This is a genomic window from Methanocrinis sp. (assembly GCF_049974945.1).
Lineage (GTDB): Archaea > Halobacteriota > Methanosarcinia > Methanotrichales > Methanotrichaceae > Methanocrinis.
On record NZ_JBNGCU010000013.1, the window covers coordinates 15,102 to 28,091 of the forward strand.

Sequence of the window (12,990 nt, forward strand, 5' to 3'; positions counted from 1 at the left end):
GCCGAAAATTTTTTATTGCATCCCAGGCGTAAAGGGCGCCATAGTTGAAGTTGAGTATGAGAAGAGAGATCCTCTCGGCATAATCTCCGACCTTCAATCTTACAGTGCCTCTGAACCGGTCAGGCGAAGAGATCTCAACCCCAGGAGCCGATTGCCCGATGCCCATCATAGAGGACCGCGAAGAGCTGAGAGAGATTCTGAAGAGAAGCAGAACCGTCGCAGTGGTAGGGATATCCCCGGAGGAATTCAGGCCGAGCCACTTCGTATCGGAGACGGTGAAGAGGCGCGGCTTCAAGATCTACCTCATAAACCCCGAGCACGAGGGGAAGGAGATCCTGGGGGAGAAGGTCCTAGGATCTCTCCGGGACGTCCCCGAAAAGATCGAGATCCTGAACGTCTTCAGAAGGCCCGAGGCGGTCTATGCCCTCGCCGAGGAGGCCCGAGAGGTCGGCTTTGAGACCTTCTGGCTCCAGCCGGGGACTGAGAACCCGGAGGTTATCGAGGCCCTGGACCGGGAGGGGAGGGTGGTGGTCCCCGGCCTCTGCATCAAGACCTGCTGCATGCTCCTGCTTCGGGATTGATGGAGAGATCGAGAACCGAATAAGAGGTGAAGACGGAATGGAACTGAAAGGGAAGAAGGCTGCTCTGCTGGTGGCAAAGGACTACGAGGACCTCGAGTTCTGGTACCCCTATTACAGGATGAGGGAGGCCGGGGCCGAGGTGGTGATCGTCGGGACGGCCGACGGCGAGGAGACGGTGGCGAGCAAGCACGGATACCCCGCTGAGATCGACCTTCGAGCGGACGAGGCGCTGGAGGAGGCGGAGGGGTTCGACGGCCTGATCGTCCCCGGCGGCTGGGCTCCCGACAGGCTCCGGAGGTGCGAGAAGACCCTGGAGCTGGTGAAAACCATCTTCGACGACGGCGAAGTGATGGCCGCCATCTGCCACGGCCCCCAGGTCCTGATCTCCGCCGATGTCGTCCGGGGAAGGAGGATGACCTCCGCCCCGGCGATCAGAGACGACATGAGAAACGCAGGAGCGGTCTGGACCGACGAGGAGGTGGTAGTCGACGGAAATGTGATATCCTCGAGATCGCCCCCGGATCTGCCCGCCTTCTGCAGGGAGATCGTCAGGGCGATGAGATGATCAGAAGTCGACCTCTACGACCCTCCCCGAGAGGACGTCCTCCTCGCCGACCTCGACGTTCATGAAGACCCCTCCCGCGAAGTCCTCTACAGGGCCCACCAGATAGGGGCCGACGGAGTGGGTCTCGCCCCGGCCGTCGGTCGGGTAGGGGACGGTGATCTCGTAGCGGCCGTCTTCGGGCATCGCCGAGTTGTAGTACTGGAACCTCCTCCCCTGGTTTGATACCATCTCCAGGACCACCCCCATCGGCTTCTCGGAGGGGGCGTCGCCCGCGATCTTCGCCCCCTCCACCCGCTCGAAGACCTTGACCTCGCTCGTCGGGCACTTGAGGCCCGCGAAGCTCTCCGACTCGTAGATCAGGCGGAAGTGGCCCAGGTTCGTGCAGTCGAGGAGGTGAAGCCTGGCCAGAACAGTTCCCAGGAACCTCTTGGAGTGCTCGAAGGTGATCAGATCGGAGTCGTCTGATATCGCTATGTAGCTTCCGGGATCTTCGTCGATCCAGCGGACCACGGCCGGAAGCTTTCTGTAGACGATCTTCTGGTCGGTTATGACGTACCTCGCATCCCTCGCCTTTGCTATGGCCACGGCCTCCTCTTCGTCTTCGGAGAGGAAGAAGGTCGCGGCGTCTTTCGCCCCCGCCTGGAAGTTGTTCGCCACCACGGGCCTTCTAGACATATAGAGGATCCAGTTGCCGTAGTCCCACCAGCTCAATACGCCGTACTCCCCGGCTCGAACGGGTTGATCGAAACCCTCGGTTGGGGGCGTATTCTCCTCCAACCAGTCGAGAGCTTCGAGCCAGTCTCCCGCTATCTCCGGCCGGTCCTCTGCGATCTCGACGACCCCAAGGACGCTGGGAAGGATGAGGACGACCAGAAGGGCGATGGTGAGGAGCTTGGCCGCCAGAGGTTCCACCCTCTTCGAGGCTTTCAGCCGGTCGGCCGCCCAGAAGAAGAGGAGGGCTACCAGGATCGATCCGGCGACGGAGAAGAGGTAGAAGAACCGGGCCTGAAAGACGGTGAGAAGGAGGGTGAATGCAGCCCATACCAGGAAGAGAACCCGATCCCTGGGAAGGCGACTCTGCCATGTCGACCACGCCGCGAGGCCGAGCCCGAGGAGGGAGAAGAGGAGACCGAGACCAGAAAGGGAGACTAGATCGAAGACCTGGTAGATGGGCGCTGCCTCTGCGATCCCCTGCCCCGCCGGGCTGCCGAGAAAGAAGTAGCTCAGCCCCTCCCAGAGGAGAGAGCGGATCTCCCGGGCCATCTCGACGGCGTAGCTGAGGATCACGGCGAGGTAGCCCAGGAGCGCCACCGCAGGGACGAAGGCGATCCAGGGCGCATTCTTTGCGACGAAGAGGCGCGATAATAGGTAGAGGAACGACAGGGCCGCCAGGGCGGCCAGGGCCCCGAAGAAGGAGGGCGAGAGCCAGATCTCGTCCCGAAAGGGGAGGAACATGATGATGGCGACGCCGAAGGCCGCCGTGAGGGGAACTATCGTCTCTTCGGCGGGCGCGCCCTCCCGCAGGTCGATGGCGACCTGGAAGGCGGCGTAGATCAGAATCGCGCCCATGTAGATCGGAGCTCCCAGCCAGGTGTATGATGTGGCGGCGATCAGCGCTCCCGCCGCGGCCCCGAACCAGAGCCACCGGTCTCGATCGGTGAGGGCATACGCCAGAAATAGGAGCGCCCCCAGGATGAGGAGCGATTCCAGGACGTCGTGGTCAGGGCATCCGAAATGGGTTCTTGAGATATGTTTTGGATCGAAGGCCAGGAGGAGGACCGAGAGGAGCGCCACCCTGCCCCCGAAGAGCTTCTTCGCCAGAAGATAGAGGACGGGGATCGAGACCGCCCCCAGGACTGCGGGCATGATCGCCCCCGCCATCTCGACGGCCCGAGGGCCCCCCCCGAGGAGGAGGGAGGCTCCCGCCACCACCTGGTCGAAGAGGGGCGGCCACAGAAGCTCAAAACCCCAGGGGTGGTTGAGGTAAGAGTCGAACCAGAGGACGTGGGGGAAGCTCTCGGCGGTGACGAAGATCCGGCGCATGTGATAGAAGGAATCATACCCGTAAAAGAGAACGTCCCCCCCCACTATGCCGTTTTTCGCAGGAAGGAGCCTAAAAAATAGGGCCAACGAGAAGGCTCCAAGAACCCCCAAAAGCTCCTGCGACCCTCCTCGATCCATGTATCTCGACCTCATCCTTCTCAGGAGGGAAGCCAGGCGCGGCCTCCCATCCATCCCTCCCTAGGTCGCAACTCCTTTTAACACTTATGGATCGAGGGGCTGCCGTTCAGGTCGGCAGTATCTGTTGTTAGAGCCAGCCCCGCAGCCGCCGCCCGCGCTGAAAAAGTATTTAGGCTGGGATGCAAGTCACCCCTCCGGTCAGATTGATGAGAGAGATGGAATCGAAGACGAAACTCGCTTGCGGCTCCGACCTCTGGGTTATCTCGGTTCTGGGAAAGGACAAGCCCGGGATAATTCGCGACCTTCTGGTCGCCCCGGCGGAGATGATGGTCAACATCGTCGATTTGGACCAGAGGATCCTCCAGGGCCTCTTCGTGATGTCGATGGTGGCGGACTTCGGACGGGCCACAAAGACCCCCAAGGAGCTGGAAGCTCGTCTCCAGGAGCTCGCCGCCGAGCTCGGACTGGAGGTGAGCGTTCTTCCCCTCGATCAGTATCGGGGCAGGAGGAGGGGAAGAAAGAACCTCCAGGTGGTGACGATCCTGGCTAGGGACCGGGTGGGGATAATCTACGACGTAGCAAGCCTCGCCGCCGGAAGGGGTATAAACATCGAGAGGGCTGCGGTCACCGCCCGAGGCGAGCTGATATCTATCGAGTTCGTCATGGACTTCGGCGTCGTCGACTCTCACCAGCTTCGAGAGGAGCTGAAGATCGAGTGCGAGAAGCTCGGCCTCGACGTCGTGGTCCAGGACCTGGACAACTCCGCGAAGGAGAAGAGGCTCATCGTCTTCGATATGGACTCTACAATAGTCGATTTCGAGACGATAAACCAGATGGCCTCCTTCGCAGGAGTGGACAGAGAGGTGGAAGAGATCACCGAGCGGGCAATGAACGGAGAGCTGGACTTCGAGGAGGCCCTGCGGAGCCGGGTCCGCCTGCTCAGGGGAATCCCGGTAAAGGCCCTGGACGAGATCGCCAAGAACATCCAGCTCACCCCGGGGTCTGAAGAGCTGATCCACCACCTCAAAGAGGTGGGGTACAAGACCGCCCTGATAAGCGGCGGCTTCACCTACTTCACAGATATACTGAAAGAGCGACTCGGCTTCGACTACACCTTCGCCAACGTCCTGGAGATCAAGGGCGACGTCCTCACAGGCGAGATCGAGGGCGAGGTCATCGACGCCGCCGCCAAAGGTAGGATCGTTAACGATCTCGCGAGGCTGGAGGGGATCGGCCCCGAGAACGTGGTGGCGGTGGGAGACGGCGCCAACGACTGCCTTATGATCCAGAACGCCGGCCTTGGAGTCGCCTTCAACGCCAAGGAGATCCTGAAGAAGGTCTCCGACGGGAGCCTCTCCAAGGAGAACCTCATCGGCCTTTTGAACGTCCTGGGCCTGGCGGAGAAGGGTGGAGAGCTCCTCTAGGGCGGCCGTTCCTCCTCGGCCCGCCGAGAGCCGACCCCTCAGCATTCTGCGGGCCAGAGGCGGAGGTGCCCAAATAGTCCGCCCGCACGCGCAAGGAAGGATGCAGGGCAGGTCCGCCAGATTATGGAGGACTGCGAGAACCGCCAACCTCCGCTCGATCTCGGTCCGAACCCGATGAAAGAGGGGCTGCCGCCAGATCCGGAAAAAGCATTTATACTTGACGGATTTTAAGGACTCTGATTCGTTTATTATCTCATATCGGAGGATTGAATGATTTGACGACTGTTTACGATGTGCCTCCAAACAACCTAATCGATGCTGTGGCACAAGAGCTGAAGACCAGCGGGAAGATCGAGCCGCCAGAGTGGTCGGCTTATGCGAAGACAGGAGCGAACAGGGAGATGCCGCCCGTCAACCCCGACTGGTGGTACGTGCGGTGCGCATCGGTGCTCCGCCGTCTGTACATCGACGGGCCCGTGGGAGTATCGAGGCTCCGGTCCTACTACGGAGGAAAACACAGAAGAAGGACCGTCACCCCCAGCTTCGCCAAGGGCAGCGGCTCTGTCGTTCGGGTGGCTCTCCAGCAGCTGGAGAAGGCAGGATACGTGAAGAAGATGAAGGTGGGACGACAGCTCACCCCAGAGGGACAATCTTTCCTGGACAACATATCTCATCAGGTCAAAATCGAGGTACAGAAGTCGATCCCGGAGCTCGAGAGGTACTGATTCATGGATATGGATGACGAGCTTGCAGAGCTGAAGCGCAAAAGGATGGAAGAGCTCCAGAGGCAGCAGACAGACTCCCAGATGTACTCTGCTCAACAGGCCCAGCAGGAACAGATGCAGCAGGAGATGGAGGCCCGAAAGCAGGCGATCCTGAGGACGATCCTCACCCCCGAGGCGAGGGAGAGGCTGAGCAGCATAAGGATGGCCCGACCGGATTTCGCGTCCCAGATCGAGTCCCAGCTGGTGATGCTGGCCCAGGGCGGCCGGCTCCAGAGCGCTATAACAGACGAGCAGCTCAAAGCCATACTCAAACAGATTCAGCCCAAGAAGAGGGAGATCAACATCACCAGGCGATGAAGGTTGTAGTTCTCTTCAGCGGCGGCAAGGACAGCGCCTTAGCCTCGATTCTTCTGGAACCGTTCTTTGATGTGGAGCTGGCAACCTTCGCCTTCGGCCCCTACAGTACGGACGAGGCGGCTGCAGAGGCCGCAGAAGTCCTGGACCTTCCCCACAGGACTATCGTCTTCGATGACGAGGTTCTCCAGGAGGCACTCGGGATGCTCCTTGCGGCCGGATATCCGAGAGACGGCATAAACCACCTCCATCGGTGCGCCCTCGAGGTCCTATCCGAAAAGGAGGAGTTTGTGGCCGACGGGACTAAGCGAGAAGACCGGGTTCCCATGATGAGCCCGGACGGGGTTCGGAGCCTCGAGGACAGAAAAAAGGTCCACTACATAAGACCGCTCGCGGGATACGGGAGCAAGACCATCAACGCCCTGGCATCAAGCTACATGGATTTCGAGACGCTCAATAGCGAGGCACTGCCCGCCTCCGACTTCGAGGTGGGGCTGAGGCTGGCGCTAAAGGAGCGATGCGGGCAGGAGGCGATAGCCAGGACATTTCCTGCCCACCACATGCATACGAGAGTGATCAGGAGGAAGCGGATTTGAGCAAGAGAACCAAAGGCAAGAAGATCAGACACGCCAAGGCCTTCGGCCAGAACAGACGAGTGCCCGGCTGGGTGATCATAAAGACGATGCGCAACGTTGTGAGCCACCCCAAGAGACGTCACTGGAGACGGAGCAGCATAGAGTGAGGGGAGAACAGATGACAGAAACAGAAAGAGTATATACGATCCCCTTGAGGGAAGTTAAGAAGGCTCCGAGGTGGAAGAGGAGCAAGAGGGCCGTCTACGAGGTAAGAAAGTACCTGGCAAGGCACATGAAGACCTCCATCGATGACGTGAAGATCTCCGGCGACCTCAACGAGGCGATCTGGGCGCGGGGCGGCCAGAAGCCACCAGCGAGGATCCGGGTGAAGGCGGCGAAGTTCGACGACGGCGGGGTTGAGGCTGAGTTTGCAGGCGAACGGGTCAGATAAGCGGCTGAAGATTGCAGGAAGCGCCCTTCTGGGGGTCTTCGCCTGCTGCACTGAGGCGGCGGTGCTGGTGCCCTTCGAGACGTCCGCAGGGGCGATGAGAGCCCTGGAGAGGCACCTGGGCTTCGAGCCGGTGAAGACGACGGTGGCGGGCAGCTCGGTCATAGGATCTCTCGTCTGCGGGAACAGCAGCGGCTTCATCCTCACCCCCCACGCCAGCGATGAGGATCTCGCTAACCTCTCCGCTTTCGGGAGGGCCGCGAGGCTTCCAGGAAAGATAAGCGCCGCCGGGAACGTCATCCTCGCCAACGACACCGCCGCCATGGTCCATCCGGGACTCTCGGACCGGGCCTGTGAGGCGGTATCAAAGACCCTGGGGGTTGAGGTGAGGCGGGGCACCATCGGCGGACTGAAGACGGTTGGCATGACCTCCGCCGTCACCAACCGGGGCATCCTCGTCCATCCGAGGCTCGCTGAGACCGAACTCGCCGAGCTCGAAGACCTCTTCGGCCTTCCCGTGGACGTGGGGACGGTGAACTTCGGCTCGCCTCTGGTGGGGTCGGGGATCCTCGCCAACAGCCGGGGGTACGTTGCGGGGGATGAGACGACCGGTCCGGAGCTGGGTCGTATAGAAGATGCGTTGGGTTTTATGGGGTAGTCTTATGGTCGATTTTGAGATCAATGGAAAGTTCAAGGTAAAAAGCAGTTGGCAGTCCTTTTCCAAGGTCGTAGAGAGCAACAGCGAGAAGAACGCCGTGGAGAAGACGTACTCCCTCCTCGGAAGCAAGCAGGGCGTGAAGAGAAACCTGGTCAGGATAGAAGAGGTGAAGGCCCTTGGCTGAGTCTCCGACTGCTCCCAGCGAGGAGGAGGTCAGGAGGCTCATGATGGTTTATCAGCAGTACCAGGCCGAGGCCGAGGCGATCGTCCGGCAGCTCGGGCTCTTCCAGCTCTCCGTTGAAGGGTGCGAGAAGGCCCTCAAGGCCGTCGATGCGATGGAGACGGCCGAGGATGGACAGGAGATGCTGGTGCCCATCGGCCAGGACTCTTTCATCCACGCGAAGCTCGCCTCCAGGGATAAGGTGATCGTCGGCATCGGCGCTGGGGTGAGCATCGAGAAGAACGCTGTTGAAGCCAAGGAGTCTCTCGACAAGAGGAAGGCGCAGCTCTCAGAGGCCTCGGGCAAGCTGAACCAGACCCTCTCCAAGATCGAGCAGGAGATGGGCAAGATCCAGTCGATCGCCGCAAAGTACGAGCAGCAGTTTTCCGAGTAGGAGCTAAAAAGTTGTTCAACAGGTTCAAGGAGAGGCTGAAGGGGTTCAAAGAGGCCGTATCCACCAAGATCCAGGAGAAGGGCGAGGCAGAGGCTAAGAAGGCCGAAGCCGAGAGGGGCAAAGCGGAAGAGGGGAAGCCTCAATCGAAGACGGGCCCAGCCGCCGCAGAAGCTCTAGAAGCGAAGATCCCTGCTGAAGATAACGCCACCAAGACGAAGCAGTCCTTCAAATCTCGGGCCAAATCCCTGATCTTTGAGCAGGAGGTGGTCCTGGACGAGAAGGACCTCACCGACCCCCTCTGGGAGCTGGAGATGGCTCTCCTGGAGAGCGACGTCGCCCTTCCCGTCGCCGAGACTATCGTCGCCTCCGTCAAGGACGAGCTGGTCGGGCGAAAGAAGAAGATCCGGGCCGACACTGGCGAGATCGTCGAGGAGGCATTGAGATCAGCCCTCTTCAAGGTCCTCTCGGAGAACCGCTTCGACGTCGACGAGTTCATCGCGAAGGCCGATAAGCCGGTGAAGATCGTCTTTGTAGGGGTGAACGGTACGGGCAAGACCACCTCCATCGCCAAGGTCGCGAGGTATCTCAAAGATCGGGGCTACTCCGTCGTCCTCGCCGCCGGGGACACCTTCCGGGCGGGGGCGGTGGAGCAGATCGAGGTCCACGCGAAGAACCTGGAGGTGAAGCTGGTCAAGCACAAGGACGGCAAAGATCCCGCCGCCGTCATCTTCGACGCCGTGGAGTACGCGAAGGCCCACCACAGGGACGTAGTCCTGGCGGATACAGCAGGAAGGCTTCACACCAACGTCAACCTCATGGACCAGATGAAGAAGATCGTGAGGGTGGTAAAGCCCGACCTTCTGATATTCGTCGACGAGGCGATCGCTGGAAACGACGCCGTGGAGAGGGCGAGGCTCTTCAATGAGGCGGTGCCGATCGACGGGACGATCCTCACCAAGACCGACGCCGACGCCAAGGGCGGGGCAGCCATATCCATATCTCAGATCACGGGAAAGCCTGTCCTCTTCCTGGGGGTGGGCCAGGACTATCCCGACCTGGTGAAGTTCGAGCCCGAATGGCTCCTGGAGAGGCTCCTCGGATCCTGAGGCGGGGCTTTCGTCCCCAAAATTCCCAAATTCCCGTTTTTATTTATCGTCCTCTCCGAACTGCGGGACGTAAAGGGGCAGGCCGTCGCTCTTCTGGATCGCCCTCGCCCGGCTCAGGTACTCCTTGATCATCACGGGAAAGGTTCTCGCCTCCAGGTACCGGAGGCCCAGCTGTTCCGCCCACCTCTGGACCCCCAGGTCCTGGGATATCACCGCGGCGTTCAGCTCCTTGGCCAGGAGGAGGATGTCGATGTCGGGGGCGCTGTCGAGGATGCCGTACCGCAGCGCGTTTCTGTACTTCTCCCGAAACTTTCTCACGATGCCTCCGACGGCCTCCCTCTCGATCTCGCCCTTCATCGCCGAGAGGTCCCCCTCCTCTGCGCTCAGGGCGATGCACCTTGCCACCGCCTCCCAGATCGCCTCCTCAGCGACGTTCATCCCCTTGTTGATCCTGCTTCGCATATAGAAGACGTACTCGTAGAAGACCTTGGAGGGGATCTTGACCTCGTAGCGGTCCGGGGTCATCTTCACCAGCCAGGTGTCGACCTTGATCAGAACGGCCTCATCGCACTCATTGTGCTTGACGAAGTCCCTTATCTCGTTGTAGACGGAGGGGTAGGGGATGTAGCAGCTTATGCCGAGGTGAAGCCTCGCCTCGGCGACAGAGTCGAGGATGGCGTTCATCCCCTCGCAAATGTTGGTGCAACCCTCCCCCTCCCAGGCGAGGGAGTCGGTGAGGGCTGTGGTATCGAGCACAAACCTCTGGCGCAACATCTTGCCCAAGTATGTAGGAGGTGATATAAGACGGCTTTCCCGCCCCATCTTCACGATATTTAAAGGATGAGCTACCTTGACGGATCTAGGGCCGCGGTCGGGCCTCAGAGAGGGAGCCCGACCCCGTGGCGAGAAGGATGCGGTGGTAGGTTTGAAGCCCCTGGTCTTTTCCCTGAGCAGAATAGAGAACCTGATGCAGATGGTGAGCTTCGACCCCCGGAAGATGGAGGGCGAGATCATCACCAACACCTCCATGGTGGACCTGAAGATGCTGGAGCCGACCCTCCAGATATTCCGGGACGTCATGGAGAGCGGCCTCTCCGTCAGCCCCTACCTGAAGGTGGAGACCTTTGGGAGCAGGGCCAAGATCATGTCCGCCTGCAGCATCACCGTCAGCGGCGTCCTCCTCAAGGCCGGGGTTCCCATGAGGCCCAAAGGTGGGGGCGTCATAGAGGTGATCGATCGCGAGCCGGTCCGGTTCACTGACATGCTGATGTACTGGGCCACCACCATCGATCCGATAGACGTCCTCATATCCCAGGAGCTGACCAGCGTGGTGAGGATGATGCAGACCGGAAGCGGCAGGATCCTGGGAAACCTCCAGGAGGCTCCGATGCTGGCGAGGGAGAGGATCGAAGAGAGGCTCGAGATCCTGGCCGAGGCCGGGTTTTCGGGGGTCTTGGATCTGGGAGACCCGAATATGAACGTCCTGGGGGTCTCGGTGGAACGCGACCACATCGGCATATCCCTCGTCGGCGGAACGAACATCGTCGCCGCCGCCATGAGCCGCGGGGTAGGGATAGAGACCGAGTCGATAAGCAGCCTCACCGAGATGGGGGAGATGACCCACATCGAGGATCTCCTATGAGGCGGAAAGCGGCGAGATTGCCTCGGCCAAGATCTTTATAAGATTCATATCCAACTCTTTTTCCGTGAAGAACGAAGAGGTTGCGCGCCTGCTCCGAGAGATGGGGGACCTCCTGGAGATGGGGGGCGAGAACGGATTTAAGGTCGTGGCCTACCGAAGGGCGGCGAGGTCGATAGAGTCGATGAAAATGGACCTAGAGGAGGTCAGCCTCCGGGGCGAGCTGGAGTCGATCCCCGGAGTGGGCAAGGCCATCGCCGCAAAGATCAGAGAGTTTTTGGAGACCGGGAGGATCGAAGCCCACGACCGACTGTTTCGGGAGACGCCGCCGGGGATGGCCGAGCTTCTAGCGATCTCGGGCCTCGGCCCCAAGACCGTGTCCATGCTTCATCAGAGACTGGGGGTATCCAGCGTCGAGGAGCTGGAGCTGGCAGCGCGGGAGCACCGGGTCCGCCGCCTTCCCCGGATGGGCCCCACCTCCGAGAAGAACATCCTCCGGGCCATCGAGAGGTGGAAGAAGCGGAGCGATCGGATCCCCCTGGGGGTGGCGCAGCCCTTGGCCGAGGAGATCCTGGGCCACCTCAAAAAGGTCGAGGGGATCGGAGACCTCACCCTGGCGGGGTCCCTCCGGCGGGGTCGAGAAACGGTGGGGGATATCGACATCCTGGCCACCTCGACCGAGCCCGCCGCAGCGATCCTGGCCTTCGTCGAGATCCCGGCGGTGGAGGAGGTTCTGATGAGGGGGCCGACGAAGGCCTCGGTCATCGTCGACGAGACGGTCCAGGTGGACCTGCGGATCGTCGAGCCCCGCTCCTTCGGGACGGTTATCCAGTACTTCACCGGCTCCAAGGAGCACAACGTCAAGCTCCGGCAGGTCGCCCTCTCCAAGGGCTACTCCCTCTCCGAGTACTCCCTGAAGAGGGTCGCAGACGGGGAGGAGCTCTTCTTCGATCGGGAGGAGGACCTCTACCGCCACCTGGGGATGGACTGGATCCCGCCGGAGATCAGGGAGGACGGGGGGGAGGTGGAGGCGGCCCTGACAGGAGATCTGCCACGACTGGTGGAGGTCTCGGATATGAAGGGCGACCTTCACGTCCACAGCGACTGGTCTGACGGCCGCCACCCCATCGAGGAGATGGCGTTCGCCGCCCAAAAGCTAGGCTACGAGTACCTGGCCATCTGCGACCACTCCCCGAGCCTCGCGATCGCCAACGGGCTCGCCGAAGATAGGCTCAGAGAGAAGACGGAGCTGATCAGAAGGCTCAACGAGGAGATGGAGGGGTTTTCTGTCCTGGTGGGAACGGAGGTGGAGATCAGGGTCGATGGAAGGCTCGACTATCCCGACGAGATTCTGGAGCGGTGCGACGTCGTCGTAGCCTCGGTCCACTCCGCCTATCAGCAGAGGGAGAGGGAGATGACAAATCGGATCATCTCGGCGATGGAGAGCGAGCACGTCGACGTCATCGGCCATCCCACCGGAAGGAAGATCGGGGAGCGCGAGCCCTACGAGGTGGATATGGAGAGGGTCCTGGAGGCGGCGGCGAGGACCGAGACGGCCATGGAGATCAACGCCCACCCCAGCAGGCTCGACCTGAACGACCGCTGGGCGAGGCGTGCTAAGGAGATGGGGGTCACGCTTGCCATAAACACCGACGCCCACAGCACCTGCGGCCTATCGGTCATGGAGTACGGGGTCAAGACCGCCCGGCGCGGCTGGCTGGAGAAGAAAGACATCCTCAACACCCTGGGCCTCGATGATCTGATGAGGTACCTGGACAGGAGCTGAAAAGAAAGAGGAAGGAGAAGAGGGCGATGAAGAAGAAAGGGCGACGGGAGGAAGGACCCTTCGGCGGATATCTGGCCAGGTTTCTTCTCGGGATATTCGTCATGGCCGCCATCTTCAGCGGACTTCTACTGGCCATCGACCATTTGGGGCTGATGAAACCGGCGGGAGAAAGAGATGACATCGCCCCGCCGAGAATCGAGCGGTTCGAGGCAGACCCCGCCGAGATCTGGCCGGGGGAGAGCTCGATCTTGAGCTGGAAGGTATCGGGGGTGGGGCTCGCCGACAAGATCTCCATCGAGCCCGGGATCGGCCCTGTGGCGCCGGAGGGGGAGTT

Annotated in this window: 16 protein-coding genes and 1 pseudogene; 15 read left to right on the forward strand and 2 right to left on the reverse strand. The window is 60.9% G+C overall.

Features of this window, described 5'->3' with window-relative positions; all coding sequences use genetic code 11:
- The first annotated feature begins 158 nt into the window (after window positions 1-158).
- Window positions 159-581, forward strand: coding sequence for a CoA-binding protein (locus ACP5EL_RS02475; protein WP_428400858.1), 423 nt, complete (start codon window positions 159-161; stop codon window positions 579-581).
- Between the two features lie 37 nt (window positions 582-618).
- Window positions 619-1,146: a type 1 glutamine amidotransferase domain-containing protein gene (locus tag ACP5EL_RS02480; protein ID WP_428400859.1), complete on the forward strand. Its 528-nt coding sequence runs from the start codon at window positions 619-621 to the stop codon at window positions 1,144-1,146.
- Here ACP5EL_RS02480 and ACP5EL_RS02485 read toward each other — a convergent pair whose 3' ends face one another.
- Entirely contained in the window at window positions 1,147-3,327 is a 2,181-nt protein-coding gene (locus ACP5EL_RS02485; protein ID WP_428400860.1) for an STT3 domain-containing protein, read from the reverse strand.
- A 206-nt stretch (window positions 3,328-3,533) separates the two neighbouring features.
- Here ACP5EL_RS02485 and serB point away from each other — a divergent pair, with 206 nt between their 5' ends.
- The 10 genes from serB (at window position 3,534) to ftsY (ending at window position 9,231) form a co-directional block, all read left to right on the forward strand.
- The gene (gene serB, locus ACP5EL_RS02490; RefSeq protein ID WP_428400861.1) at window positions 3,534-4,751 is read left to right on the forward strand and encodes a phosphoserine phosphatase SerB; all 1,218 of its coding nucleotides are present in this window, start codon (window positions 3,534-3,536) and stop codon (window positions 4,749-4,751) included.
- A 275-nt stretch (window positions 4,752-5,026) separates the two neighbouring features.
- On the forward strand, window positions 5,027-5,476 hold the full coding sequence (locus ACP5EL_RS02495) for a 30S ribosomal protein S19e (protein WP_428400862.1): 450 nt from the start codon (window positions 5,027-5,029) through the stop codon (window positions 5,474-5,476).
- A gap of 9 nt (window positions 5,477-5,485) precedes the next feature.
- Entirely contained in the window at window positions 5,486-5,833 is a 348-nt protein-coding gene (locus ACP5EL_RS02500; RefSeq protein ID WP_428400873.1) for a DNA-binding protein, read from the forward strand.
- Window positions 5,830-6,426 carry a DUF7411 family protein gene (locus tag ACP5EL_RS02505; RefSeq protein ID WP_428400863.1) on the forward strand — a complete coding sequence of 199 codons (597 nt, stop codon included), beginning with the start codon at window positions 5,830-5,832 and terminating at the stop codon, window positions 6,424-6,426. Before ACP5EL_RS02500 ends, ACP5EL_RS02505 begins: the two co-directional genes overlap by 4 nt.
- Window positions 6,423-6,572: a 50S ribosomal protein L39e gene (locus ACP5EL_RS02510; protein WP_428400864.1), complete on the forward strand. Its 150-nt coding sequence runs from the start codon at window positions 6,423-6,425 to the stop codon at window positions 6,570-6,572. Before ACP5EL_RS02505 ends, ACP5EL_RS02510 begins: the two co-directional genes overlap by 4 nt.
- Before the next feature lie 11 nt (window positions 6,573-6,583).
- Window positions 6,584-6,856, forward strand: coding sequence for a 50S ribosomal protein L31e (locus tag ACP5EL_RS02515; protein WP_428400865.1), 273 nt, complete (start codon window positions 6,584-6,586; stop codon window positions 6,854-6,856).
- Window positions 6,834-7,511 (forward strand): translation initiation factor IF-6, encoded by a 678-nt coding sequence (locus ACP5EL_RS02520; protein ID WP_428400866.1) that lies wholly within the window; start codon window positions 6,834-6,836, stop codon window positions 7,509-7,511. The genes ACP5EL_RS02515 and ACP5EL_RS02520 overlap by 23 nt, the downstream gene beginning before the upstream one ends.
- A 4-nt stretch (window positions 7,512-7,515) precedes the next feature.
- The gene (gene rpl18a, locus ACP5EL_RS02525; RefSeq protein WP_428400867.1) at window positions 7,516-7,695 is read left to right on the forward strand and encodes a 50S ribosomal protein L18Ae; all 180 of its coding nucleotides are present in this window, start codon (window positions 7,516-7,518) and stop codon (window positions 7,693-7,695) included.
- On the forward strand, window positions 7,688-8,125 hold the full coding sequence (gene pfdA, locus ACP5EL_RS02530) for a prefoldin subunit alpha (protein WP_428400868.1): 438 nt from the start codon (window positions 7,688-7,690) through the stop codon (window positions 8,123-8,125). The genes rpl18a and pfdA overlap by 8 nt, the downstream gene beginning before the upstream one ends.
- Window positions 8,126-8,136: 11 nt before the next feature.
- Window positions 8,137-9,231, forward strand: a complete 1,095-nt coding sequence (gene ftsY / locus ACP5EL_RS02535; protein ID WP_428400869.1) for a signal recognition particle-docking protein FtsY — start codon at window positions 8,137-8,139, stop codon at window positions 9,229-9,231.
- Window positions 9,232-9,270: 39 nt separating this feature from the next.
- Here ftsY and ACP5EL_RS02540 read toward each other — a convergent pair whose 3' ends face one another.
- Window positions 9,271-10,005 (reverse strand): RNA ligase partner protein, encoded by a 735-nt coding sequence (locus ACP5EL_RS02540; protein ID WP_428400874.1) that lies wholly within the window; start codon window positions 10,003-10,005, stop codon window positions 9,271-9,273.
- 142 nt (window positions 10,006-10,147) lie between these two features.
- Between ACP5EL_RS02540 and ACP5EL_RS02545 the strand changes: the two genes are divergently transcribed.
- The 3 genes and pseudogenes from ACP5EL_RS02545 to ACP5EL_RS02555 form a co-directional block, all read left to right on the forward strand.
- Window positions 10,148-10,873, forward strand: a complete 726-nt coding sequence (locus tag ACP5EL_RS02545) for a DUF128 domain-containing protein (RefSeq protein WP_428400870.1) — start codon at window positions 10,148-10,150, stop codon at window positions 10,871-10,873.
- 64 nt (window positions 10,874-10,937) lie between these two features.
- Entirely contained in the window at window positions 10,938-12,656 is a 1,719-nt protein-coding gene (gene polX, locus ACP5EL_RS02550) for a DNA polymerase/3'-5' exonuclease PolX (RefSeq protein WP_428400871.1), read from the forward strand.
- A gap of 26 nt (window positions 12,657-12,682) precedes the next feature.
- Window positions 12,683-12,990: pseudogene (locus tag ACP5EL_RS02555) on the forward strand (hypothetical protein); the annotation flags it as partial.

Excerpts from the sequence above, each read along its gene's own strand:
- ACP5EL_RS02505 (WP_428400863.1), top strand. The coding sequence starts at position 5,830 with ATGAAGGTTGTAGTTCTCTTCAGCGGCGGCAAGGACAGCGCCTTAGCC.
- ACP5EL_RS02515 (WP_428400865.1), top strand. The coding sequence starts at position 6,584 with ATGACAGAAACAGAAAGAGTATATACGATCCCCTTGAGGGAAGTTAAG.
- ACP5EL_RS02480 (WP_428400859.1), top strand. The coding sequence starts at position 619 with ATGGAACTGAAAGGGAAGAAGGCTGCTCTGCTGGTGGCAAAGGACTAC.
- ACP5EL_RS02485 (WP_428400860.1), bottom strand. The coding sequence starts at position 3,327 with ATGGATCGAGGAGGGTCGCAGGAGCTTTTGGGGGTTCTTGGAGCCTTC.
- ACP5EL_RS02475 (WP_428400858.1), top strand. The coding sequence starts at position 159 with ATGCCCATCATAGAGGACCGCGAAGAGCTGAGAGAGATTCTGAAGAGA.
- ACP5EL_RS02500 (WP_428400873.1), top strand. The coding sequence starts at position 5,486 with ATGGATGACGAGCTTGCAGAGCTGAAGCGCAAAAGGATGGAAGAGCTC.
- ACP5EL_RS02540 (WP_428400874.1), bottom strand. The coding sequence starts at position 10,005 with ATGTTGCGCCAGAGGTTTGTGCTCGATACCACAGCCCTCACCGACTCC.
- serB (WP_428400861.1), top strand. The coding sequence starts at position 3,534 with ATGAGAGAGATGGAATCGAAGACGAAACTCGCTTGCGGCTCCGACCTC.
- rpl18a (WP_428400867.1), top strand. The coding sequence starts at position 7,516 with ATGGTCGATTTTGAGATCAATGGAAAGTTCAAGGTAAAAAGCAGTTGG.